This window comes from Pontibacillus sp. ABV4_188 (genome assembly GCF_056311905.1).
On record NZ_CM149975.1, the window covers coordinates 2,245,181 to 2,269,737 of the forward strand.

The following is a 24,557-nucleotide window of genomic DNA, read 5'->3' on the forward strand; positions in this document are numbered from 1 at the left end:
TAGAATGTTGTTACATATTTTACTAATAAATCTGTTCAAGAAAGCACTTTCATTGATATGTCAGTGTTTATGTTTTGCAATATTCCTTAATCAATTATAAAATAACATACAGTGAAGCATCTTAATAAATAATTATTAAATTTTTTATCTATTTGAAGTAAACACTGAACCATAAAGGAGTTTTACAAGTGAGTACAACTACAAATGAAATGATCAAAACATTACTAAACGGAGAATGGAATGTAAGCGAGTCAAACGCTACTGTTGATATTTATTCTCCTTCCAATAAAGAATTAGTCGGAAGCGTACCTTCCTTATCTCAAGAAGAGCTAAATACTTCAATTGAAACAACATCTAAAGCTCAAGCCGCTTGGGCAGAGCGTTCCGTACAAGAACGTGGCGAAATTTTAAACAAGTGGGCAGATCTTCTAGAGGAACGTAAAGAAGAAATTGGCACAGCAATTATGAATGAAGTAGCGAAGAACAAAAAATCTTCTGTATCGGAAGTAGAGCGTACAGTAGATTACATTCGTCATACAGTAGAAGATGCTTATCGCTTAAACGGCGAAGTAAAACGCGGAGACGGATTCAAAGGCGGTTCTCGTTCTAAGGTAGGTTTAGCTGAGAAAGCTCCTCTTGGAACAATCTTGGCAATCGGGCCATTTAACTATCCAGTAAACCTTTCTGCATCAAAGATTGCTCCAGCTCTAGTTCAAGGAAACAGTGTAGTCTTTAAACCGGCTACTCAAGGTGCAATTAGTGGCATTAAAATGGTTGAAGCATTAATCGATGCTGGTCTGCCAAAAGAACTTGTCACAGTCGCAACAGGTCGTGGATCTGTAATTGGTGACTTCTTAGTTCAACACCCTAAAGTAGACATGATTTCCTTCACAGGCGGAACTAGTACAGGTCGTCATATTGCTCAACTATCTTCAATGGTTCCTCTTGTTCTTGAACTTGGCGGTAAAGACCCAGCAATTGTTCTTGAAGATGCAGACCTAGATAAAGCAGCAAAAGAGATTGTAGCGGGTGCTTATAGCTATTCTGGTCAACGTTGTACAGCCATCAAACGCGTCTTAGTTCAAGATGAGATAGCGGATGAACTTGTAGACCGTATAGCTCATAAAGTGAAAAGCCTTTCTGTTGGTATGCCAGAAGATAATAAAGATGTAACTCCATTAATCGATAACAAGAGCGCAGATTATGTGCAAAGTCTGATTGATGACGCGAAAGATCAAGGAGCTACAGTTGTTTCAGGCGACACGCGTGAAGGAAATCTTCTTCACCCTACTCTTCTAGACAATGTAACAACAGACATGCGTGTAGCTTGGGAAGAGCCATTCGGCCCTGTTCTTCCAATCATCCGTGTAACAAGCCAGTCTGAAGCCATTCAGATTGCGAACGAATCTGAATACGGCTTACAAGCAAGTATCTTCACTAAGAATATCGACAATGCCATGAGCATCGCCGACAAATTAGAGGTTGGTACTGTTCAACTGAACGGCAAAACATCTCGCGGTCCAGACCACTTCCCATTCTTAGGTGTGAAAGCATCTGGTCTTGGTGTTCAAGGAATCCGCGAAAGTCTGCTTTCCGTTGTTCGTGATAAAGTTACAGTTATCAATATGTAATAAGCGAATCAACGCTAAAAAATCTCAGAGTGTAGGTACACTCTGAGATTTTTTATATTTTATTTCAGAGAAGTAAAACTCCTCCCCGTATTTAGTCAATGGTTCTATTTAGTTCCTTCTTTATCAAATTCACCACGTGTTCTTTTGGTGTCCAACAATCAAACTTCCACCTTGGCTCTGTTTCATAGCCCAACCGTTCACAGAATCGCCTCGATTTCCCATTTTCTTTAAGGGTCCTAAAGTGAACACATGTTGCGCAACAATGAAAGTCCTTCATCTCTTTTATCCCCCAATCCATAATGAATTAAGAATAACACAAGGCAAACGCCTATTTTCATATTTACTCCTCGAACAAAGACCCACATAGGGTTAAAACGGCATATCATAACAGGAAAAGATAAAGGAGGAGGAAATGTTTATGCATTACAACGAATATTCTTATTCCACAAACCCTCACTATGAGGACCATAATGTATATAGAGCAGATGAACGAATTTTTGTTGGAAGGCGTCCTTTTGGAGGGTTCGGTCGTCCTTTAGGGTTTGGACGTCCATTTTTCGGAGGACCATTTGTTGGCGGTCTTGTAGGGGGGCTTGTGGGCAGCGCGCTGTTAGCACCTCGACCTCCCTATCCTTATTATCCACCTTACTATGGATATGGCTACGGCCCAGGCCCATATCCTTATTATGGAGGATATGGTTACGGGGGATATGGAGGATACTAAAGTATGAACTTCCAACACTAAACAGCAAGATTCGTATAGGGACTAAATCACATCTGATTTAGTTCTTATTTTCATACATATGACTAGCATAATTAACTGATTATATCAAAAAAGAAAAAAATACCTTTATCAAAGTTTTAAACTAGATACAAGTGGAATAGTACCTCCGAACCTAAAAATAGTTTTTCGACATAATAAGGAGGACTCTACATGAATCGCGATGACTTAATGCAAGATGGACCAACTAAACAAGAACAAGAGCGTCAACCAGGATACGAAACCCAAATGAACCCTTCCCCTCTTCAAGCTGACGAAGACTATAAGAGCGGAAATAAACTTAAAGGAAAAGTAACGTTAATCACAGGAGGAGACAGTGGCATCGGTCGTTCTGTAGCCATTGGCTACGCTAAAGAAGGCGCTCATGTTGCAATTTCTTACTTAGATGAACACGAAGATGCAGAAGAAACGAAGAAGAAGGTAGAAGCAGAAGGCGTTCAAGCTTTACTTCTACCAGGTGATGTTGGCGACGATGCAACATGCCGTGATATTGTAGCCAAAACCGTAGAGACATTCGGGAAACTAGACGTGTTAGTGAATAATGCGGCAGAACAACACCCGAAAGACGCAATCGAAGATATTTCAGTAGAACAATTAGAAAGTACCTTTAAGACAAATATTTTCTCTATGTTCCATATGGTGAAAGCAGCACTTCCACACTTAAAACAAGGGAGCGCCATTATCAACACAGCTTCCATCAACCCTTATACAGGTAATGCTGAACTAGTCGATTACACAGCTACAAAAGGTGCAGTGGTCGCTTTCACCCGATCTATGGCCCAACAACTTGTAAACCGCGGCATCCGAGTAAACGGCGTAGCACCAGGACCTATCTGGACTCCTCTTATTCCAGCAACCTTCCAAGAGGAAGAAGTAGATCAATTTGGAACAAACACCCTAATGGGACGACCTGGACAACCAGTTGAACATGTCGGAAGCTATGTGCTTCTTGCTTCTGATGACTCTTCTTATATGACAGGTCAATTCATTCATATTAATGGCGGCTTATATACTTCTAGCTGACCTTCCCAACAAAAAGCAGCCCTTCCCTTCCAGGAAGAGCTGCTTTTTTTGAAACGACAGGGTCTAAGCCTCGTTACTTTAAAATAGACTCTGTACGGATCCCCGCTCAATATAGTTGCCCTTAAGCCCCCTTCTTCCAAATGGCGCGAGTTTCCGTCCCTCACCATTTGGCAAAGGTGGGCCTGGGAATTGCGAGACTCCTGCGGGAGAAAGAGGTAGACGAGACCCCGCAGGGTGGTTTCCCCGAGGAGGCTCGACAGCTCGCCCGCGGAAAGCGAGTGATTCCCAGGCCCACCTTACGCTCATTAAAGCTGACGGAAAACTCTCTCCATCTATCGCAAAACATCTCAATCTCAGTTTTCGAGTCTACCATATAAGGGGGTTATATGGATGAAATGGAAATTAACATTAATCAATAACAGAGACTTAAAATAAAACAACAAAAGACAAGGGAGTTGACTAACACAAATAAAGTAACCCTTTTACAAAAGGGTTACATTAAGAATAAACCAACCTATAATAAACGTTTGAATAATGAACTTAGCAACAGTTCCTCCGAGGAACCCAATAATAGCCCCTTTCGATGACTGAAGAGCTTCTTGCAAATCTTCTTTCTGAATGTATTCCGTAATGAAAACAAAAATAAACGGCACAAGAATTACACCAAATGGAGGGAATACAAATGAGCCTATGATTACACCAATTGCAGCCATGCGCTCTCCCCACTTTGTCCCCCCATAATGCTTAACAGCTTTACTGTTAATGATAATATCTGAGATAAGTAGTACGATGGTTAACACCACCATTGTAATCCAATACCATAAACCTAATTCACTATCATTTACGGCGAATTGAAATACAAGTACACTAATCCATAGAAATAATGGACTTGGTAAAACGGGATAAACTAGCCCAACATAACTGAAAATAAAGCTTAAAATAATAATAAGCCACCAAACAATATCCATTTCCTCGCTCCTGTCTGTAAAAAATCTTATTCGACACCACTATGCCAAACTTCAACTCCCTTGTCTAACGTTTTAGTGAACGAGATCAACTTTCACCCATTTCTTCAAACCGTTAATCATCCATACTTCACTAGCACGTTCTAAATCTTCTTTATAAAGTGTACGCACGTGTAAGATCCCTTCCTCAATTAAATATTCACGATACGTACCAGATAATAGCCCACTCTCTATAGGTGGTGTTACATAATCACCATCTATAAGCAAAACGACATTTCCAATCAAGAATTCGGTTAGCTCTTTTCTTTTATTCCAAAGAAGAACCGAAAAATATGCAGCGTCCTTGTGCTCGTTGTATACATCTCTATGCGTTGTTTTATGATATAGAAAAGGATCCTCCATATTAACCGATGTTTCCGCTACCTTACACCTCACAGCATCTAAAAGCTCCTCTTCTCGAACAACCGCACTCGTGATCTCGCCTTCTTTATTCAGTAAAAGCCTCACTTTATAAAGACCGTTTGCATAACAATCTTTGATATCCTCTAATGTTTCGTATATAGCTGCCTCTGGCCAAGAGTATTGAAAATAGGTCGCACTAGCTTTCATACGTTTCAAATGCTTCTCAATCAGGAAATAATCACCATCCTCTAGGCGGATGGTTTCAAGAAGGTGAAACGAGGGGCGCTTCTCGGTTAAGAGTTTGGCTTTTACCCAAAGTTCGTCATATTCTCCTTTCGATGTAGATTCCCACGTTATTCCTCCACCAGTACCGTATGTAGCGATACTCGAATTGTGGTCAATCCAAACGGTACGTATAGGAACATTGAAGACTGCATTTCGGTCTGGTGTAATCATCCCAATAGCTCCGCAGTATACATCTCGTGGTGATTGTTCTAATAAAGAAATATAATCCATCGTCCGAATCTTAGGAGCTCCTGTTATCGAACCACACGGGAACAATGCACGAAACACCTCAAAAAAAGGGAGTTCTTGGGTTATTTCTCCCTGGACAGTAGAAGTCATCTGGTGGACGGTTGGATACGTTTCTACCTCAAATAATCGAGGTACCTTAACGGTCCCCGGTCTAGCAATACGACCAATGTCATTACGAAGCAAATCAACAATCATCACGTTTTCAGAACGGTCTTTCTCTGACTGAGATAAGTATTGCCTCATTTCTTCATCTTCTAAAGTTGTTCTCCCTCTCTTCACTGTCCCTTTCATAGGTTTTGTTGTGAGAAGGGGCCCATCTTTTCGAAAAAATAATTCCGGAGATGCAGACAGAATGGAGTAGTCGTCAAAATGTAAGTAAGCGCTATAGGACGATCGTTGATTATGAGCTAAAACATTAAATAGGGCGTGATCATTTCCACTGAACTCAGCTTTTAAACGAGCTGTATAATTCACCTGATACGTGTCCCCTTTTTCGATCGCCTCATGTATGGCGCGAATCCCTTCTTGATACTCGGTATAATTAGATTGGAGTTTCCAGTTAGAAACTTCATAACTGTTTGTAGTAGACTCAAGGGATACTTCGCTAGTGTCTCGAAAAACTCCCATCTTCAGTAAAGGCATATGAGGATTTAAAGAAACCTTAAAACGTTCGTCAAAAGCTGGTGCTGCTTCATAGGATACATAGCCAGCCACATACATCCCTTCCTCAATAGCCTCTTCTATCCTTTTAAAAGCAGGCTCAATATCTTGCACTTCCTTTGCTTCTATAACGTATTCGGGATTCGTAAATACATACGGCTCCACTACACCATGCTGATCTGCAAAATTAAATTGAAATTTAATCATGAAGAAGCAACCTCCTTTACCGCAAAAAAGTTCTGTAACATATCATACCCGTGCTTTGTAAGGATCGCTTCGGGATGGAACTGAATTCCTTCGATTGGGTATTTTTTGTGACGAACCCCCATAATAGCACCGTCTTCTGAACGAGAAGTCACTTCAAGTTCACTTGGCACACTACCCTCTTGAGCGACTAATGAGTGGTACCTCGTCACAGCAGTTGGTGATGGAAGACCATTATAAACCCCTTGTTTATCGTGATGAATGCTTGTTACTTTCCCATGCATAGGTCTATTCCCCTTTACAACGACGCCACCAAAAGCCTCCACAATAATTTGGTGACCAAGACAAATACCAAGTATGGGAATCTTGTTATAGAAATGCTTGACTATGGACAAACAAATTCCCGCTTCTATTGGAGAACCAGGACCCGGAGACAGTACAATGGCCTGTGGTGTTAGTTCCTCAATCTCTTCAATAGTGATTTGATCATTTCGGAAGACCTCTACCTCATAACCTCCCATTTGGATATATTGAAATAAGTTATACGTAAATGAATCATAGTTATCGATCATGACGATCATTCTTACCACCGCTTTTATGTAATAGTATTAACCTTCTTATTATAGCTTGATATGGGTCCTCTACACAAAAGGAGAAATTATGTAAAGCCAGTGTTTTAAGGTACTCTTAATAAGACTATTGAGCATCGTTCCCAGAGTCAAAATGTGGTATGGTAAACCCCATAAGATCGGAGGTATAATATGACGATTCTTTTAATCCTAACCATTATGTTTTGGGTCTTCGCTCTATGGGATGGATGGCGGGGCTTACGCTCTATTCAAGATCTGAGGAACATCAAAAGACAAAGGTCAGTACAAATGGTGTCAGTAATAGTAGCTGCCAAAGACGAAGAACGCGCAATTGACAATACGCTTCAATCACTAGTATCACAAACACATGAACAGCTTGAGATCATTGCTGTAAATGACCGTTCAAAAGACAATACGGGGGCCATTATGAAGAAATGGGAGAATGAGTCATCGTTTCGATTAAAAACGATCACCATAGAAACTTTGCCTAAAGGTTGGTTAGGGAAGAATCACGCCCTTTATAAAGGGTACCAAAAAGCGGAAGGTGATGTGTTCGTTTTTACAGACGGAGATATACAATTCTCAGAAAGCGCAATCGAACGAGCGCTGTCGTTATTTGAGAAGGAAAACGTTGATCACCTAACTGTTGCTCCTAATTTAGTCACAAAGAGCAAACGACTTAAAGCTTTCATAGCTTATTTCATGTTTGGGTTTGGCTTTTTTAAAAGACCATGGACGGCTAATAACGACAACTCCACAAAAGGTGGGATGGGGATTGGAGCGTTCAATATGTTAAACCGGTCAACATATGAAGCCATCGGGACTCATGAAATGCTGGCTACAAGACCTGATGATGATCTGTATCTTGGACAGAAGATAAAGTCTAAGGGGTATAAACAGCGTCTTGCTACAGGAATGGAAGATATATCAGTTGAATGGTATCCCTCTTTAAAGGATGCCATTCAAGGGTTAGAAAAAAATACATTTGCTGGATTGAACTATTCGGTTTTATTAAGTCTTGTTGCCGTTATAGGGACCTTTATTTCGCAAGTGTTGCCTTTCATAACATTGATGGTAGCCACAAACACTAATAGAGGATTGAGTCTTATCGCTATAACACTTATGTGTACTCTAATGGCCATAACGACTAAGAAATTGACGCAATTTAAGATTTCTTACGCGCTCACCCTCCCCTACTCTGCTCTATTGTTTATCTATACCATTGCACGAGCCGTAGCACTCACCATAAAAAAAGGCGGAATAGAGTGGCGCGGTACATTCTATCCCTTAAAAGAATTGAAGCATGCTCATAAAGAAGACTCAAAGCCCAAGCATTAAACATGTAAAGAAGTCTCGATTATGAAATAATATATTTGTTCTTACATAAAGATAAAGGAGGCTCACTGTCTTATGGAATCTAGTTTATTCTCCCCTATTACATTTGGAAAAGTAACATTAAAAAACCGGATCGCTATGTCCCCAATGTGTATGTACTCTTCACACACAGAAGACGGAAAAGTAGCTCCATTTCATTTAGCTCATTATGAAAGCCGTGCTGCAGGCCAGGCGGGCCTTATTATGATTGAAGCAACTTCAGTATTACCTGAAGGACGTATTTCTCCACAAGACCTCGGTATATGGAGCGACGAACATATTGAAGGATTACAAGAGATTAATGAAGGAATACATCGTCATGGAGCACGCTCAGCCATTCAATTAGGACATGCTGGACGTAAGGCCGTATTGGATCAAGATATATTTGCACCAAGTCCTATACCTTTCAAAGAAGATATGAAGACACCAACTGAAATGACCGTTCAGGATATAAAACGAACAATAGAGGCCTTCAAGGAAGCTGCTCGACGTTCCAAGGAAGCACACTTTGATATTATTGAGTTACACGGGGCTCACGGTTATTTAATTAGTCAGTTCTTGTCTCCCTTAACAAATAAACGTTCTGACGAATATGGCGGAGACCGTAGTGTACGGTTCCGTTTCTTAGAAGAAGTAATTGAAGAAGTCAAAACAGCATGGGATGGTCCGATCTTTGTACGCATTTCAGCTAATGAACACGATGAGAATGGCAATCAAATGGAGGATTTCCTTTACTATGCAGAGCGTATGAAAGCACTGGGAATCCATTTAATTGATTGTAGTTCTGGCGGAGTTGTACCCGTTCGTCCAGAAGTGTATCCCGGATATCAGCTCCAGTACGCAGAGCAAATTCGTAACCAAGCCTCCATTGCAACTGGTGCAGTTGGTATGATCACTTCCGGCCTTCAGGCTGAAGAAGTGATTCGTAACAAAAGAGCAGATTTAATCTTCGTAGCACGTGCCATGCTACGAAATCCTTATTGGCCTAAAGCTGCCGCCGATGAACTAAGAGTGGAACTGGAAGGTCCAGTTCAGTATAAACGAGGCTGGATGTAACCAAAACGATTCACTTCTATCTCAACAAAAAAGGAGTATGAAACTGAAATGTTTCATACTCCTTTTTATATAATTTTGCCTACGGGAAAATTGGTGATCTATTAGCTTTAAAATGGAGACGTTTTTGCTGAGGAGTATAAAAAATTTCCCTGCATACAAACTTGATTCCACCCTCCCTTTCGTTTAAACTTTTAAACTAACGAACAGAAAGAAGGAATGGAAGCATGTCTACTCAATTTGAACAATTATTTCGCCTGAACACTCTAACGTTTCATGCATTGGGGGATACAGCGAGACAAGATATCATACTATTGTTAGACCAACATAAACGTTTAAGCGTAAACGAAATTGCCGACAAATCTCCCCTTTCAAGGCCTGCCGTATCTCACCATTTGAAGATCCTACGTGATGCAGGTATCGTATCCATTGAGAAAGAAGGGACCAAACGGTATTATTTCCTTACTATCGAAGACCGGATTGACTTATTAAAACAATTAATTGCAGAAGTTGAAGAGCATTGCATAGAGTAGGAGGACCAACATGGAATTTATCTTTTTAGGAACAGGCGCAGGCGTTCCTTCGAAGAACCGAAACGTATCAAGCATCGCTTTACAGTTATTACAAGAAAGAGGTAGCACATGGCTTATTGACTGCGGAGAAGCCACACAGCACCAAATCTTAAACACCTCTATCCGCCCTAGAAGAATTGAGAAGATATTTATTACTCATTTACACGGCGATCATATTTTCGGATTGCCTGGTTTTTTAGGAAGCCGTTCTTTCCAAGGGGGGACTTCACCTTTAGAAATATATGGACCTCGTGGTATAAAGACGTTTATTGAAACAGCTCTCTCTGTTAGTTCAACAAGGTTAACCTACGATATACATATCCATGAAATCGAAGAAGGAAAGATTTACGAAGATGATCAATTCGAAGTCTCTTGTAAAAGGTTAGACCACGGGATTAGGAGCTATGGATATGCTTTTGAAGAAAAGGATAAACCTGGTGAACTCCTCGTGGAACGATTAAAAGAAAAAGGCGTTCAACCTGGCCCTATTTATCAGCAAATTAAAGATCAGCCTCGCGTCATGTTAGAAGATGGAACAATGATTAACCGCGAGGATTACGTTGGTCCGCCTAAAAAGGGAAGAAAAGTTTGTGTGTTCGGGGACACAAGGTATCATGATCGTTTTATACCTTTTGTAAAGAATGCAGATGTTTTAGTTCATGAAGCAACCTTCGCTGAAGATGAAGATGAATTAGCTTATAATTATTATCATTCCACCACAGCTCAAGCAGCTCGCATAGCAAGAGACGCAGGAGTCGCACAACTAATTCTCACTCATATTTCTTCCCGCTATCAGGACAATGACATAGAACAATTATTAAATGAAGCAAGGAACTATTTTTCTAATACAGAAATCGCTACCGATCTGATGCACTTCATGGTACGTGATTAAGGAGGTTTTGAATTGAGAATCAATGAGTTAGTTGAACATCAACGAAGATTTTACTACACAGAATCTACTAAGCCCTACTCATTTCGAAAAGAACAATTAAACAAACTCAAGAACATGATTGAAGAAAATGAGCAATCTATTATCCATGCCCTTTATAAGGACTTGCATAAATCAGAATTTGAAAGTTACACAACTGAAATTGGCTTTTTATATAGTGAGATTACCTCTGCTATAAAAAATCTTAAAGAGTGGATGAAACCTCAAAAGGTGAAGACACCTCTTACACACGCAGGATCTAAAAGTTACTTATACCAAGAACCTTACGGAGTTACGCTTATAATTGCTCCTTGGAATTATCCTTTTCAACTCGCACTTGCCCCAGTTATCGGTGCCTTAGCTGGTGGAAACACGGTTGTTCTAAAACCATCAGAGCTTACACCTGAAACATCATCTCTATTGAAAGAAATGATAGATAAATGGTTTGATCCTGCTGTACTTGCCGTAGTTGAAGGGGATGCTGAAGTTAGCCAGAAGTTACTTGATGAGCGTTTTGATTTAATATTCTTCACAGGCAGTGTCCCAGTTGGAAAAATCGTAATGGAAAAAGCAAGCCAACATCTAACACCTGTCATTTTAGAGTTGGGAGGGAAAAGTCCAACAATCGTGGGTGAGGATGCAAATCTCGACCTAGCTGCAAAACGGATTGCTTGGGGTAAGTTCACCAACGCTGGTCAAACGTGTATTGCTCCTGATTATGTATATGTCCATCGGTCTGTCAAGCCTGAATTGCTAAGTAAATTAAAACAAGCCATCAAAGACCTTTACGGTGAAGATCCTTTATATAATGAGGAGTTCAGTCATATCGTTAATAAACGTCATTTTGATCGTTTATGTGAGTACTTAAACGATGGAGAACTGATTGCTGGCGGAGAGCGTGACGAGGATATCAATTCAATCGAACCAACCATTCTTGATCACATTACGTGGGATGATAGTGTCATGCAGGATGAGATCTTCGGACCTATCTTACCTGTATTAACGTTCGATGATATTGAAGAAGTTGTGGGTGAAGTGAGAAACCGCGAGAAACCCCTTGCTCTCTATTATTTCTCTGAGAATGAACAGAAACAAGAAGATATCTTATCTAAGTTATCGTTCGGGGGTGGGTGTATAAATGACACTCTCTTCCATGTTGCCAACCCTCACCTCCCGTTTGGAGGCGTTGGCCAAAGTGGCGTAGGTAGTTATCACGGTAAAGCGAGCTTTGATGCCTTCACTCATTCAAAAGGGATCGTTAAACAAACAACAAAGTTTGACCTTTCCATTCGCTACCCCGGCCGTAAACACGGTCTAAAACTTATAAAAAGATTACTTAAATAAACACTCCCCCCTCTTATTTTTAAGAGCGGGGAATTTAGTTTTAGGCTCTGTTAATGCTTAGAGTCTTCCATATAACCCCCCTTATATGGAAGACTTGAATTCAAGATGATTCCTTCTTGCGATGAATAGAAAAACGCTCCCGTCAACTTTTATGGAACTTAAGGTGGTCCTGGAAATCACTCGCTTTCCGCGGCCCCACACGACGTGGGGTCGTTCGACGTTGTCACAGGACGTGACGATCTTAGTCGAACTTCTCCTTTTTTGTCGAGCTTCCTCGTTCGCTTCGCTCTCTGCGGGATCTCGTCTAGCTCTTTCTCCCGCAGGAGTCTCGCAATTTCCAGGACCACCTTTGCCTAACAGGGAGAGACGGGAGCGAGCCACATATGGTATGCGGTGCTATAATACAACCATTTGAGGGGCCGTTCATCCAATAAACGTTAGGGCAGGCTTGGGGACTGCGAGACTCCCGCGGGGTAAGGAGCTAATCCAGTTCCGGAGTGGAGGACCTAGCGAGATAAGTCATCTTTTTTACAAAGGCTGATCGCCTTTTCCAAAAAGCTGACTTATCCGTACGGTCCTAGGCACCACTCCTGCACTTTAAATCTAGGGGAGACCCCGGAAAGCGCGTAGCGATTGAGGAGGCTTCCCAGCTCCCCGCAGGAAAGTGAGTTGTCCCCAAGCCTGCCTAGCACTTATAAACATAACGGCCCCATACACCATAAAGTGTCTCAGTTTCGAGTTTTCAACAATACTGCCCTATTCTTGAACAAGCTTGTTTTAAAGAATAACAACAGCAAACTTTAACAGAGCCTGTTTTAAGACCTATGTAATATAACGGTGAGTACATCTTAATCCATTTGAGGTATCAATAATTCCATAAGATCCATATGGAAGTTTACGCTTGTCCATTAGTGATCCCGGGTTAAATAAAAGTGTCTTTTTCACCCATCTTGTTAGTGGTAAGTGTGAATGGCCAAAGATAATGAGATCCACGTCCTCTTCTTCAAATGTTTCAATCACACGTTTTTCAGTAGTCTTCTTCTCCCCATGCCCATGAACAACACCTATTTTATATCCATCGATCTCTAAAAGTAACTTTTCAGGAAGAAGTTCTCGAATTTCATCTTCTTCAACATTCCCTTGAACACCTTTTACCTCTCCATAAGAAGCTAATGCTTCGTAAATCGCTTTACTACTCCAATCTCCTGCATGTATGATCAAGTCTACGTGCCTTAACTCTTGTATGAAAGATTCAGGGAATGCTTTCCCCTTCTTTGGCATATGTGTATCAGATATAACGATTATTCTCATTCTCTCATTCCTTTCTAAAAGTAGTTATATGATGAAAGTATTCTTAGCAGGTAGCATTTGTTCATTCATTAGAGGACTTGATCGCTTACGATTTCCATACCCTCCCATCTAATACGTATAATGGCGAGATCGTCTGACATACTTCCGAGACGTTTTTCATTGCTCCTTACCCACTGCTTATGTACAATAATAGTGACCCAATAATCGAAACAGTTAAGCACGTTTCTTCATAAGAAAGGATTTAGATATCTTGACAACCATATGTTTAGTAAGACATGGTGAAACCGAGTGGAATAAGCAATCTCGTTTACAAGGCCAAGAAGACATCCCCTTAAATGATACAGGACGTCAACAGGCTAAGGAAGCCGGTTTACACCTTCAACATTCCGATTGGGACGTGTTCATTACAAGTCCCCTATCAAGAGCAAAAGAAACAGCTACCATTATATTAAACCATCTTAACCAACCTATTGATCTTGTGGAGATGGAGAACTTCAAAGAGCGGGCTTTCGGCGAAGGATCTGGATTAACATATGATGAAATCCATGCCAGATACCCTAATCGGGATTATCCAGGCCGTGAGGAGTGGGAACCATTCCAGAAACGTATATTTGATGGTCTTAACGAAGTTCAACAGCAATTTCAAGACAAAAAAATTCTATTAGTTGCTCATGGTGCTGTGATTAATGCCATTTTATCCGTCCTATCCCAAGGAGAAATTGGTTCAGGTAAGACGAAGTTAATGAATGCGTGTATCACTAACATTGAACACCTAAATGAACTTTGGCAAATTAAAACCTACAATGAAACTCATCACCTTTCTTAAACACACGAATCGAATAGTTTAACAATGAACACAGGAGTGTATTTTACTTGACCTATATTCTCTTTACGATAGCTGCTTTAGTCACTTTTTTACTAGCTGTAAACTTATCCACTTATGCTGATATCATTGAAAAGAAATCAGCTGCTACAGGTGCTATGATTGGACTTTTGCTTGGTGCCGCAACATCTTTGCCAGAGATCACAACAAGTATCACCGCTGTAACCATAGATAATCCTGACCTAGCTTTAGGGAACCTACTAGGTAGTAATCTTTTTAACGTCCTTATACTAGCGTTATTTGACCTTTATTACCGCAGGTCTCGCCTATTGCATTACTCGACAAATGAACATGCAGCTACAGCGGGACTTGGTCTATTAATGTCGATGGTTATTTTATTATCCTTTATCATTTCACTTCCTTATTCCTTATGGGGAGTTGGACTTGATGCAATCATTATCATTGCATTTTACCTTGTTGGTATTAGAGTTATATCACAGTTCACCTCAAATGAGGTAGAAACTCCTGTTGAAGAAGCGAATGCAAGACACCAACAACGCATTAAAGATACGAGCTTAAACCAAGCTATTCTCTATTTCGCGCTTGCTGCAATAGGAACAATACTTGCAGGAAGTCTTCTTACGGTAACAGGAGATCGCATCGCACAAATTACCGGCCTTGGATCTACATTTGTTGGTTCATTACTAATCGCTGCAAGCACTTCATTACCCGAAGCTGTATCATCTTTTATCGCTATTCGATTGCGAAATTACTCTTTAATGATGAACGGGATTCTTGGAAGCAACTTGTTTAACCTACTCATTTTAGCCGGGACAGATTTCTTTTTCAGAGATGGCCCTCTTCTCCAAGCAGGAAACCAAGCTCATGTATATTCCATAATTGGATCAATGCTCTTAATCGCACTTACTCTTTATGCCATTTTGCGAAAGAAATCAGCCAATTCATTAACGTACGTTATTCCATCTACGTTAATCGTGCTGATTTACTTAGCATCAAGCTATTTAATCTACACCCATTCTACAATATAAAAAACAACCAGCCACCTTGGCTGGTTGTTTTTTATATGCTTTGTTATTGAATATGTGTATCCCTCCCACATAAACCGAAAGACTCGAAGCTGAAAGAGTGCTTCCGTATACTCTAATTGAGTGTAAGGCGGGCCTGGAAACCACTCGCTTTCCAGTGGGTAGCGAGTGGTCCCACAGTAAGCCCAAGCACTTTTCAAGTAACGGACCTAATCATCCTCATTACCACAAGAAAATGACCATATGCTACAATAGGGATAATTATTGAAAGGAGAGATAGAATGGAACAACTCGTATTTATTGAAACAGGTATGGGCGTTGATGTTCATGGTCAGAACGTCACAAAAGCAGCTGTACGTGCTGTAAAAAACGCCATACATACCAATTCAATGCCTGGTATTAAAAATATTTTACCTGAACAGTCTTTAGACAACATGGTCGTTAACATAAAACTAGCAGCACCTTGTGATCACGAAAAGTTAGATCTTGAAGAAGTTCGAAGCGCCATTCCTTATGGTACTGTCACAGTTGAAGTGATGGAAGGTGGCATGCTCACGACTAGTGGCATTCACTTAGAAGAAAAGGAAGACAAAAATGATTTAATGTATATTGTCAACGCTTCTGTAGAAGTAGGCTATTAATATCTAATTTAAACAAGCATCATATAAAACGACAATAGGTGGGGATAATATGTTTAAAAAGGTGGCTTCTGATGCCCTTGGCTTAAGTGATGTAGGTAAAGTTATTCTTCCAGAGGATTATGATAAAGTTGATGCAGACGATTATGTCATGCATGAAGATGGAGAGAAGATCTTCTTCCTCATCAAATCTGCTGCTGATGAATATTGCTTTACGAACAAAGCTTTAATTCACTTAGATGGTACTAGTGCAACAAGTAAAAAACGTATGCTTCACCGCTACGATTATTACAAACATACGATTTCAAATGTTGCCCTTGAAACCGCAGGTACCGTTGATTTAGATGTTGAAATTAAATTTTCAATGGGCAATCAGTCTTTCTCCATTGATGTTCACAAGAAGAACATCGAAGAACTGAAAGACCTATATAAAGCCCTCCTTAAAATAGCTGAAGTTATGAGCGAGAATGATGCTTATTACGAATTCACAAAGCAAAGTCTTGATTATGCTTCTAATACACTGCATCGAGCAGATATTAAAGACAACCGTGTATTTGAGGAATTCAAGTCCATTAATCAGTTAGCGTTTAACTGGTTAGTTGAGAGTAAACAGAAATACACGGTAAAGGATTTTGGAGACGTATTTGAGCGCTATATCCAAAATTAGTTCCCAAGCAGCTATCGATTATTTCGGATAGCTGCTTTTTCTATAAACCTAAAAGCATATTCCCTTCCTCAACGCTCATACACTAAAGGGACAGCCTAGAAGTGAGGTGATGTGAGCATGGGAGATGTGATTCCTTTTCCAAAACCTAAGATTAAACTAACGCAGGAGGAATCAATCGAATTTAGGGAACTGCGCGATCTTTTAGACCGAGCCGAGACATGGAAAGAACTCCGGATATGCCAACGCAAAGTAGAACAATTTAAGAAACGTGTAAAGAAGCGCCACTCCCGAAACCCCTTACCTTGAAGTGGGTTTTCTTTTTTTGTCATATATCAATTCGGAGTTACTACTAAGTATAAATAAAAAGCTCACTTCTAAAAAAGTGAGCTTGCTCTCTTTTATTGATTTGTAAATGAAAGCGTGTGAAAACGATCGATCGCCTCTCTTAATCGCTCTTCTGGTTCTAATAAACCGATTCGCACAAATCCTTCACCATATTCCCCAAAACCTACACCAGGAGCCACTACGATCCCAATTTCATCTATTAGGTAATCAGCAAAGGATTCAGATGTAAAGCCTGCAGGAACCTCGAGCCACATAAAGAAAGATCCTTGTGGTGCCTCTACATTCCAACCTATTTCGAGAAATCCTTCTACTAGTAAATTCCTTCTTGATTCATAGAGATCAACTAACTTCTTAACAGACTCATCACCTTTATCTAATGCCTCAGCGGCAGCTTCCTGAACCGCGCCAAATAAACTTACATAATAATGGTCCTGAACAAGTTCTAAAGCCTTAATAACGCTTTTATTCCCCACGGCAAATGCAACACGCCACCCTGCCATATTAAATGTCTTACTCATTGTATACATCTCTACGCCAACATCTTTGGCACCAGGAACCTGTAAAAAGCTCAGCGGCTTTTCCCCATCAAAACCAATCGCCCCGTAGGCAAAATCGTGGACCACACAAATATCATGCTTATTCGCTACATCAATCGTTTCTTCAAAAAAATCCACTGTGGCCGTAGCAGCTGTAGGATTATTTGGATAGTTCAAAAACATTAATTTGGCTTTATGTAGTGTTTCTTCAGATATCTGATCATATTGGGGGAGAAAATGATTCTCCTTTAGAAGAGGCATCTTCTCCATAGTAGCATTTGCCATCGCAACCCCAGACCAGTAATCGGGATAACCAGGGTCCGGCACAAGAGCGGTGTCTCCTTCATCTAGAAAGCATTGACTCACCTCAACGAGGCCTGTTTTACTGCCGAACATAATCGCTATCTCAGTTTCTGGATCAAGGTCAACATCGTACTCTCTTTTATAAAAGTTTGCTACTGCTTGTTTTAAAAAAGGAAACCCCTTAAATGGAGAATATTTATGATAGGTTTCATTGTCAACTGCTCGCTTTAAGGATTCTGTAACAAACGAAGGTGTCGGCTGATCAGGGTTTCCTTGACCTAAATTAATCATTTCTTTCCCACCTGCTTCGGCTCTCTTTACTTTATCTACTAATTTAGCAAAGAATTGTTCAGGCAATCTTTCTAGCGCCTTTGAGTATGTAAACTGCTTCATGGCTCTCCCCCTCTAAACGGTCTTAATAAAACAGAATAGACCGAATCCCCCAATTTGTAAAGACCGAATTTTCTCACTAGTGAAATCGTTAGCACTTTGTAGTTCGACTTCAAAAGGATCGGTGTTTTCAAGAATAGTAGAAACAGATTACCTAATATACTAAAAAAGCTAACCAAAGGTTAGCTTTTACTGTTTAAAATTAAATTTCGTTGGGTCCGTTCTGTAGGCGAGGTTATGATTAGAGAAACGTGCGAATTCGATTAGTTCACGTTTTCTTTTACGGGTTTTAAATTCACAAATAAATGGTTCAAGCTTCGGCGTTTGATAAGTAAATCGCTTTTTCAACACCAATCCCTCCTACTTAATCAGGTTCACTATAGTGTTAGCAGAAAACTTGAACCTTATTTATGAATTAATGACGATCTGCAAACTCTTTAATTTTTGAAGCCAAGAAATCGTATCCTCCAAGAGAAAAATGAAGACCGTCATGATCGGGGCCATCGACTAAAGACTTAAAGTCCTTCATCTTTAGCATCTCTTTGAATAAATCGAAACATTCAATTTCTGTTTCTTCTGCAATTTCCAAAACAACATTTGCATAAGAGCGTAGCTTCTCGTTACTTCGTTTTTGTTGGGCTTCTTCATCTACTGCTGGAGGAGTTATTAGGAGTACATCAGTGTCCTCTAAAAGCTTTATCATATGTAGTAAGTTGTTCTTAAACTGTTCTAGTGAAACTTTGCGATGAGCCGCACCATCATTTGAACCAAAGAGGATCGTTACCATTGAAGGGGACTGAGCTAAAACGTCTCGTTCAAACCGCTTCACTCCATCTTCAGTCGTGTCACCTGACACGCCTTTGTTAACAATGACCATATCCCTTAACTCTTCTTGAAGCTGTTTCGTTAATGGAGACTGAGTAAACCCATGACCTGCGGTGATACTATCTCCAAAGCATACCATTTTTCTCATTCTCTCTCTCCTTTTTACTATAATGGCCATTATATCAATCCTATTTAAGCTCAACAAAATTTGGAGTGCTCATACTCTAAAGTTTAAAAACAAAAAATAAAAAGGATCCAATCAAGCTATTGGATCCTTTCCATACAATCATTTTAAACGTTTACCCCTATGTTACCTAGCGAATTTGCCCTGTACCTCTCATTTGATACTTAACTGTCGTTAAAGCCGGTAGCCCCATAGGTCCACGTGCATGGAGTTTTTGAGTGGAAATACCAATTTCTGCACCAAATCCTAAAGCTCCACCATCAGTAAACCTCGTAGATGCATTATGATAAAGAGCTGCAGCGTCTACAAGTTTCATGAAGAGTTCAACATTTTGAACATCTTCTGAAATGATTGCTTCTGAATGCTTCGTGCCGTAAATTTCAATATGCTCAATGGCCTCTGTAACATCTGAAACAACCCTCATTGCAATATGCTTACTTAGATACTCTTCAGCCCAATCAATTTCTGAAGCTTCAATTGCACCTGGGACCGCTTCAACAGCCAATTCATCTCCATGCACAGAAATTCCGTTTTCTTGAAACGCTGATAGTAGTGCTTCTTTATTGTCGTTCAGCCACTTCTCATGAACGATTACCGTTTCTGCGGCATTACATACAGCAGGTCGATCGGTCTTTGCATTGATTAGTATTGAGATTGCTTTATCAACTTCTGCACTTTGATCAATGTAGATATGACAGTTCCCTACTCCCGTTTCTAGTACTGGAACCGTTGCATTATTCACCACTGCTTGAATTAATGCCCCACCGCCACGAGGAATTAATACATCAATGTGGTCTTTCATGGTAAACAATGCATTAGTGGCTTTACGATCAGTGCTAGCTATAAATTGAATGGCATCCTTAGGAATCCTAGTGTTCAATAAACCCTCTTTCATGACTTCCACGATTTTCTTATTTGATTCAATCGCTGAAGATCCTCCCTTTAAGACAATAGAATTCCCTGATTTTAAAGCAAGCCCCGTTGCATCTACCGTAACATTTGGACGTGCTTCGTAAATCATTCCAATTACACCGAGAGGTACAGCCACTTTTTGAACTTGAAGTCCATTATCAAGTGTCCAATCTGATTGTACGATACCAGTAGGATCATCAAGAGCTGCCACTTCCCGTAAGCCATTTGCAAATTCAAAGACACGTTCCTTTGTTAGCGATAAGCGGTCCATAAAGGCTTCTTCATAACCGGCTTCACGACCTTTTATAAGATCAAGTTCATTTGCTTTAAGGATCTCTTCCCATTTCGCTTCTAACTGATCCGCAATGGCAAATAACGCTTTATTCTTTTCTTCTGTAGTTAGTATGGATAGTGTCTTGGATGCTTTCTTTGCTTGAACTGCTTGTGCTTCTACATTCGTTTGTTCTTTTGTAACCATGTATCAATTCCTCCTCTATATTAAACACTTACTGGTAGTGTAAAGTCGAGATGACATACAAAATCTTCACGTTCTACTGCTGCTTGTTTGTATTCGGATAATCGGTCAATTGGTTGACCTATAAAAGATTTAAATGTCGTTGAAGAATAGTTCACCACGCCAAGGCCTACCTCTTCTCCAGAAACGTCAATTACACGAACGACTGCTCCCTTGTCGAAATCGCCCTGAACTTTTGTAACATGTTCAGGGTGTAAGCTGTTCTTTTGCTGGACAATTAAATCCTTTGAATCCATACCAATAATCACTTCACCCTCAGGACCAGAATTAAAGGCAATCCATTGTTTCTTTTGGTCTAGATTCGTTGTGTCTGGTTTGGATGTGAAATACGTTCCTTTTGCTTGATGATGAACTGCATCATATACAATGTTTGCAGTGGAAGCCTTCCCTAAGAAAGAAGCGATTCCAGATGCCATCGCGATCTTAAAGGCATCAATTTTAGACTTCATTCCTCCTGTGCCAACAGAACTTCCTGAGCCACCTGCAGAAGCTTCAATTTCATCAGTAATTTCCTGAACATGCTCTACAAGTTTGGCACCTGGATTATCATTTGGATTCTCGTCATAAAGACCTTCTATATCTGAAAGAATAATGAGCTGATCTGCATCTACAAGTCCTGCTACTTTTGCAGATAGCGTGTCATTATCTCCAAACTTCAGAAAATCCATCGTAATCGTGTCGTTCTCATTAACAATTGGGATAATGCCACGATCAAGTAAAACGTTAATGGTACTCCTAGCATTATTGTAACGGTCCTCATCGGAAAAATCGCTTCGTGTAATGAGTATTTGTGACCCTACATACCCGTGTGAAAGGAATAAATCAGAATACGACTCTATAAGAAGTCCTTGACCAATAGAAGCTGCCGCTTGCTTCTCTGCCAGATCTGTTGGGCGTTCAAGGCACCCGAGCTTTCGGTAGCCAGCTGCTACAGCACCAGAAGAGACAAGCAATACTTCGTGTCCTTCATCTTTTAAACGAACGACTTCATCTACGATTTTTTCAAGCTTACGGCGACTAATTTCACCGTGCATGCTCGTTAGAGAACTACTTCCAATTTTAATGACGATCCGTTTCGATTCGGTTTCTGTAATCATACGTTCCTCCTGCTATTCGTGGATTTGTTTCATTTTAATTCGTTGCTACTAGTGATTGTTCTGTTTGTTTGGACATTTCTTTAGAACGTGATGCGGCTCCTTGTATAGCTGCAGAAACTGCCTTTCCACCTCCATGAAGATCAAGTGCCTTAAGCCCTGCGGCTGTTGTTCCATTAGGTGATGTGACATTTTCTCTTAATTCAGTTGGGGTTTCTTCTCTCTCTTGAATCATCTTAGCCGCACCAAGTATAGTTTGCGCACCAATAGATCTAGCAAGCTCTCCATCAAGTCCTGCTTCAATGCCGGCTTGCTCCATATGTTCCATGAGGTTATAGAAATAAGCAGGTCCACTTCCGGCAATCCCAGTGAATATATCCATGTGAGCTTCGTCAATAATGTAAGCTTCTCCAAAGGATTCCATTAATGATTTTGTTAGGTAAATTCGATCTTTAGGGGCATGGGCTCCTGGTGCAATCGCCGTTGCAGATTCCCCGATCATGCTAGAAGTATTTGGCATGACTCGAATCACTTGCTGTTTCTCAGGTAAGTGACTCTCCATGTGAGTAGTTGTTATTCCTGCTAGAACAGAAATGATGGTTTGGTGTGGGTTTAAATGAGGTCGTAAAGATTCCAGTACAGAATCAATGTCTTTTGGTTTCATCGCTAATACAAATACGTCGATCGTTGCAAAGTTCAAATCTTCTCGCTTTTGAGCTCGAATGCCATATTTATATTTCAACTCGTTTAAACGATTCGTATTACTTCGGTTTGATACAATAATTTGACTTGGAGTGACCAGGTCTGACTGAACCATTCCTGATATCATCGCTTCAGCCATAGACCCGGCTCCTAAAAAAGCAATTGTTTGTGTCACTACGTTAACACGCTCCCTTTTTCCGCTTTTGTTACAACGGAGATTATCGTAACATTCCAAAAAATATATGCAAGGGCTTTCGGATAAGTGGGGTGCAAAGAGGCGAAATAGTTAATGTAAACGGTTCCATTCCGTCTTATTCACTTCTTGTGACGTCTCACGAGGTCTTATTTCTTCTCAGAACGATTTATGAAGATTATGGAAAGGCTGTTTTTCACAAATCTATAACATTTCTTAATATTCTAATAATTATAGCTTTAAATCTACCTCTAACATTCCACGGCTACATTTAAGCTCTTCAACTTTTAAATGATTCTATTGTAACTTCATAAACGTTTCCATTTCTTTTGCATCTTCTTGGGGCCGTAGATTCTCAGGATAAAAATATGGTCCTTTTGCTTTTTGAGCTAATGCTTGAATAGCAATGCCTGACACAGATGCATCTCCTAAGATAGATAAAATACCATGATCTAATGTTTGTTTGAACGCTTCAATTTCAGCTATTCAAAAGAATTTTTACGACAATATTTTATTTTTTAGATTAACGTAGCCAATTTAAAGGAATGAATATATATAACGAATAAAGGAGTCGAATTGATGTTCCATATAATAAAACGATATTTATCCATGTCAAAGCGCGAACGAAAGAATGAACTACAGTCTACACTTTGGTTTATGCCCATGTGGTATATTATTGCTGCCATATGCCTCTCTGCTTTAACTTTTATATTAGATTATAAGCTGGATATAGCATCTTATTTCCCTAAGCTTGTAGCCTTCAGCGCAAGTACGACTCAAACACTCTTAGGGTCATTAGTCGGAGGGGTTTTAACGCTTAGTGCCTTCACCATCAACTCTATATTAGTTGCCCTTACTACATTTAGTGGACAGTTTTCCTCTAAAATGCTTTTAAATTACATAAGCGATCGGAACACCCAGCACGTTATGGGGATTTTTAACGGAAGTTTTATTTATGTCTTATTAAATTTCCTATACGTATCTAATGAAGATGTAGAATACCTTCTAGCTATTCCGTTTCTTTCCATTGCGACCGTCTTTCTTGCAGCCATTACATTTGTCTATTTCATCAACCACACCACTACTTGGCTACAAGTTCACAACATTACCGCTCGGATGAAAGCAAATTCGAAGAGCATTATTCAAAGTTCTCTTATGAAAGAAATACAACCTTTTCGTAAAGATCCAAGGGAAACCACCGCACAACTTCCTGCTAAAAACGGTACAGTAGTCAATGCAGAAAGCTCTGGTTACCTTCAGTTAGCAGATTTTCAACGACTCATTCATAAAGCAAAAGAAGACAACATAATTATTCAGCTTCACCCGCGGATAGGGGAGTTCGTTTTATGTAACACGCCACTCTTTAGCTATTGGGGAGATAACAAAAAGTTTGATAAGAATAAATACTTAAAATTAGTTGTCTTAGGTAAAAAGCAGACAGAAATCCAAGACCTTGAATATGGGGTTAATAAACTTGCCGAAGTAGCCATCAGAGCCCTTGGGAATGATGATCCATTAACTGTGACCAACACGCTTCATCAAATTACAGATCTACTTCAGGAAATTGGAAGTATTACTGACTTCTCCCCTTATCTATACGATGAGGAAGGTAATCTTCGTTTGATGCTCTGTCAGGAAGATTTTAAATATTACCTACACAAAGGCTTTGCCAATATACGAGAATACAGCCACCACAATGTTACGATCATCACCGAAATCTTGTCTATGCTTTCTTTAATGGCCAAAGGTATGGATGAGAGGTTCCATGATGATATATGGGAATTTGCTTTCCAAACCGTTAAAGGACTTAACGGCTGTAGTCTATTTGAGAATGATTGTTATTACCTTATCAACAACCTAAAATTAGTCACTAAGAACACACACAACCAAAATCAGTTTGAACCACTAAAAGAAGAGCTTTTAAAAACCATCTATCAATAAAGTCCTAAATAGGCGCACAGAATTCGTTCTGTGCGCCTATTTATACAATCT

General features: G+C 40.0%; 23 protein-coding genes. 13 read left to right on the forward strand and 10 right to left on the reverse strand.

Going from position 1 to position 24,557, the window contains the following annotated elements; translation table 11 throughout:
• Positions 1–209: 209 nt before the first annotated feature.
• From ACYX4O_RS11545 to ACYX4O_RS11555, 3 genes are all read left to right on the forward strand, one after another.
• Positions 210–1,631: an NADP-dependent glyceraldehyde-3-phosphate dehydrogenase gene (locus ACYX4O_RS11545; RefSeq protein WP_476357099.1), complete on the forward strand. Its 1,422-nt coding sequence runs from the start codon at positions 210–212 to the stop codon at positions 1,629–1,631.
• Positions 1,632–2,049: 418 nt separating this feature from the next.
• Positions 2,050–2,355: a hypothetical protein gene (locus ACYX4O_RS11550; protein WP_476351028.1), complete on the forward strand. Its 306-nt coding sequence runs from the start codon at positions 2,050–2,052 to the stop codon at positions 2,353–2,355.
• 210 nt (positions 2,356–2,565) lie between these two features.
• On the forward strand, positions 2,566–3,435 hold the full coding sequence (locus ACYX4O_RS11555) for an SDR family oxidoreductase (protein WP_476351030.1): 870 nt from the start codon (positions 2,566–2,568) through the stop codon (positions 3,433–3,435).
• 482 nt (positions 3,436–3,917) lie between these two features.
• On the opposite strand, the gene ACYX4O_RS11560 is transcribed toward ACYX4O_RS11555, so the two are convergent.
• The 3 genes from ACYX4O_RS11560 to ACYX4O_RS11570 form a co-directional block, all read right to left on the reverse strand.
• Positions 3,918–4,403 (reverse strand): DUF456 domain-containing protein, encoded by a 486-nt coding sequence (locus tag ACYX4O_RS11560; RefSeq protein WP_476351032.1) that lies wholly within the window; start codon positions 4,401–4,403, stop codon positions 3,918–3,920.
• A gap of 72 nt (positions 4,404–4,475) precedes the next feature.
• On the reverse strand, positions 4,476–6,203 hold the full coding sequence (pabB, locus tag ACYX4O_RS11565) for an aminodeoxychorismate synthase component I (RefSeq protein WP_476351034.1): 1,728 nt from the start codon (positions 6,201–6,203) through the stop codon (positions 4,476–4,478).
• A complete protein-coding gene (locus tag ACYX4O_RS11570; RefSeq protein ID WP_476357101.1) occupies positions 6,200–6,781 on the reverse strand; it encodes an anthranilate synthase component II in 582 nt (193 codons plus the stop codon). Before ACYX4O_RS11570 ends, pabB begins: the two co-directional genes overlap by 4 nt.
• 180 nt (positions 6,782–6,961) lie before the next feature.
• On the opposite strand from ACYX4O_RS11570, the gene ACYX4O_RS11575 reads away from it, so the two are divergent.
• From ACYX4O_RS11575 to ACYX4O_RS11595, 5 genes are all read left to right on the forward strand, one after another.
• The gene (locus ACYX4O_RS11575; protein ID WP_476351036.1) at positions 6,962–8,128 is read left to right on the forward strand and encodes a glycosyltransferase family 2 protein; all 1,167 of its coding nucleotides are present in this window, start codon (positions 6,962–6,964) and stop codon (positions 8,126–8,128) included.
• Positions 8,129–8,200: 72 nt separating this feature from the next.
• On the forward strand, positions 8,201–9,220 hold the full coding sequence (gene namA / locus ACYX4O_RS11580; protein WP_476351038.1) for an NADPH dehydrogenase NamA: 1,020 nt from the start codon (positions 8,201–8,203) through the stop codon (positions 9,218–9,220).
• Between the two features lie 224 nt (positions 9,221–9,444).
• Positions 9,445–9,750 carry an ArsR/SmtB family transcription factor gene (locus ACYX4O_RS11585; RefSeq protein ID WP_345239132.1) on the forward strand — a complete coding sequence of 102 codons (306 nt, stop codon included), beginning with the start codon at positions 9,445–9,447 and terminating at the stop codon, positions 9,748–9,750.
• Between the two features lie 10 nt (positions 9,751–9,760).
• Positions 9,761–10,681 (forward strand): ribonuclease Z, encoded by a 921-nt coding sequence (gene rnz / locus ACYX4O_RS11590; RefSeq protein ID WP_476351041.1) that lies wholly within the window; start codon positions 9,761–9,763, stop codon positions 10,679–10,681.
• An 18-nt stretch (positions 10,682–10,699) separates the two neighbouring features.
• On the forward strand, positions 10,700–12,061 hold the full coding sequence (locus ACYX4O_RS11595; RefSeq protein WP_476357103.1) for an aldehyde dehydrogenase: 1,362 nt from the start codon (positions 10,700–10,702) through the stop codon (positions 12,059–12,061).
• An 822-nt stretch (positions 12,062–12,883) separates the two neighbouring features.
• On the opposite strand, the gene ACYX4O_RS11600 is transcribed toward ACYX4O_RS11595, so the two are convergent.
• On the reverse strand, positions 12,884–13,372 hold the full coding sequence (locus tag ACYX4O_RS11600) for a metallophosphoesterase family protein (RefSeq protein WP_476351043.1): 489 nt from the start codon (positions 13,370–13,372) through the stop codon (positions 12,884–12,886).
• A gap of 250 nt (positions 13,373–13,622) precedes the next feature.
• Here ACYX4O_RS11600 and ACYX4O_RS11605 point away from each other — a divergent pair, with 250 nt between their 5' ends.
• The 4 genes from ACYX4O_RS11605 (at position 13,623) to ACYX4O_RS11620 (ending at position 16,546) form a co-directional block, all read left to right on the forward strand.
• Positions 13,623–14,198 carry a histidine phosphatase family protein gene (locus ACYX4O_RS11605; protein ID WP_476351045.1) on the forward strand — a complete coding sequence of 192 codons (576 nt, stop codon included), beginning with the start codon at positions 13,623–13,625 and terminating at the stop codon, positions 14,196–14,198.
• Between the two features lie 47 nt (positions 14,199–14,245).
• A complete protein-coding gene (locus tag ACYX4O_RS11610) occupies positions 14,246–15,244 on the forward strand; it encodes a sodium:calcium antiporter (protein WP_476351047.1) in 999 nt (332 codons plus the stop codon).
• 278 nt (positions 15,245–15,522) lie between these two features.
• Positions 15,523–15,882: a Lin0512 family protein gene (locus ACYX4O_RS11615; protein ID WP_476351049.1), complete on the forward strand. Its 360-nt coding sequence runs from the start codon at positions 15,523–15,525 to the stop codon at positions 15,880–15,882.
• A gap of 49 nt (positions 15,883–15,931) precedes the next feature.
• Positions 15,932–16,546: a PH domain-containing protein gene (locus ACYX4O_RS11620; RefSeq protein ID WP_476351050.1), complete on the forward strand. Its 615-nt coding sequence runs from the start codon at positions 15,932–15,934 to the stop codon at positions 16,544–16,546.
• Between the two features lie 398 nt (positions 16,547–16,944).
• Here ACYX4O_RS11620 and ACYX4O_RS11625 read toward each other — a convergent pair whose 3' ends face one another.
• The 6 genes from ACYX4O_RS11625 to proC all read right to left on the reverse strand — a co-directional run bounded on the left by ACYX4O_RS11625 (position 16,945) and on the right by proC (position 22,511).
• Positions 16,945–18,123: an aminotransferase class I/II-fold pyridoxal phosphate-dependent enzyme gene (locus ACYX4O_RS11625; protein WP_476351052.1), complete on the reverse strand. Its 1,179-nt coding sequence runs from the start codon at positions 18,121–18,123 to the stop codon at positions 16,945–16,947.
• 186 nt (positions 18,124–18,309) lie between these two features.
• Positions 18,310–18,468 carry a hypothetical protein gene (locus ACYX4O_RS11630; protein ID WP_476351054.1) on the reverse strand — a complete coding sequence of 53 codons (159 nt, stop codon included), beginning with the start codon at positions 18,466–18,468 and terminating at the stop codon, positions 18,310–18,312.
• Positions 18,469–18,535: 67 nt separating this feature from the next.
• Positions 18,536–19,093: a GDSL-type esterase/lipase family protein gene (locus tag ACYX4O_RS11635; protein WP_476351056.1), complete on the reverse strand. Its 558-nt coding sequence runs from the start codon at positions 19,091–19,093 to the stop codon at positions 18,536–18,538.
• A gap of 166 nt (positions 19,094–19,259) precedes the next feature.
• Positions 19,260–20,519, reverse strand: coding sequence for a glutamate-5-semialdehyde dehydrogenase (locus ACYX4O_RS11640; protein ID WP_476351058.1), 1,260 nt, complete (start codon positions 20,517–20,519; stop codon positions 19,260–19,262).
• 20 nt (positions 20,520–20,539) lie between these two features.
• Entirely contained in the window at positions 20,540–21,673 is a 1,134-nt protein-coding gene (gene proB, locus ACYX4O_RS11645; RefSeq protein ID WP_476351060.1) for a glutamate 5-kinase, read from the reverse strand.
• A 34-nt stretch (positions 21,674–21,707) separates the two neighbouring features.
• Positions 21,708–22,511: a pyrroline-5-carboxylate reductase gene (gene proC, locus ACYX4O_RS11650; protein ID WP_476351062.1), complete on the reverse strand. Its 804-nt coding sequence runs from the start codon at positions 22,509–22,511 to the stop codon at positions 21,708–21,710.
• A 633-nt stretch (positions 22,512–23,144) separates the two neighbouring features.
• Here proC and ACYX4O_RS11655 point away from each other — a divergent pair.
• Positions 23,145–24,506 (forward strand): DUF2254 domain-containing protein, encoded by a 1,362-nt coding sequence (locus tag ACYX4O_RS11655; protein ID WP_476351064.1) that lies wholly within the window; start codon positions 23,145–23,147, stop codon positions 24,504–24,506.
• The last annotated feature ends 51 nt before the right edge of the window (positions 24,507–24,557 follow it).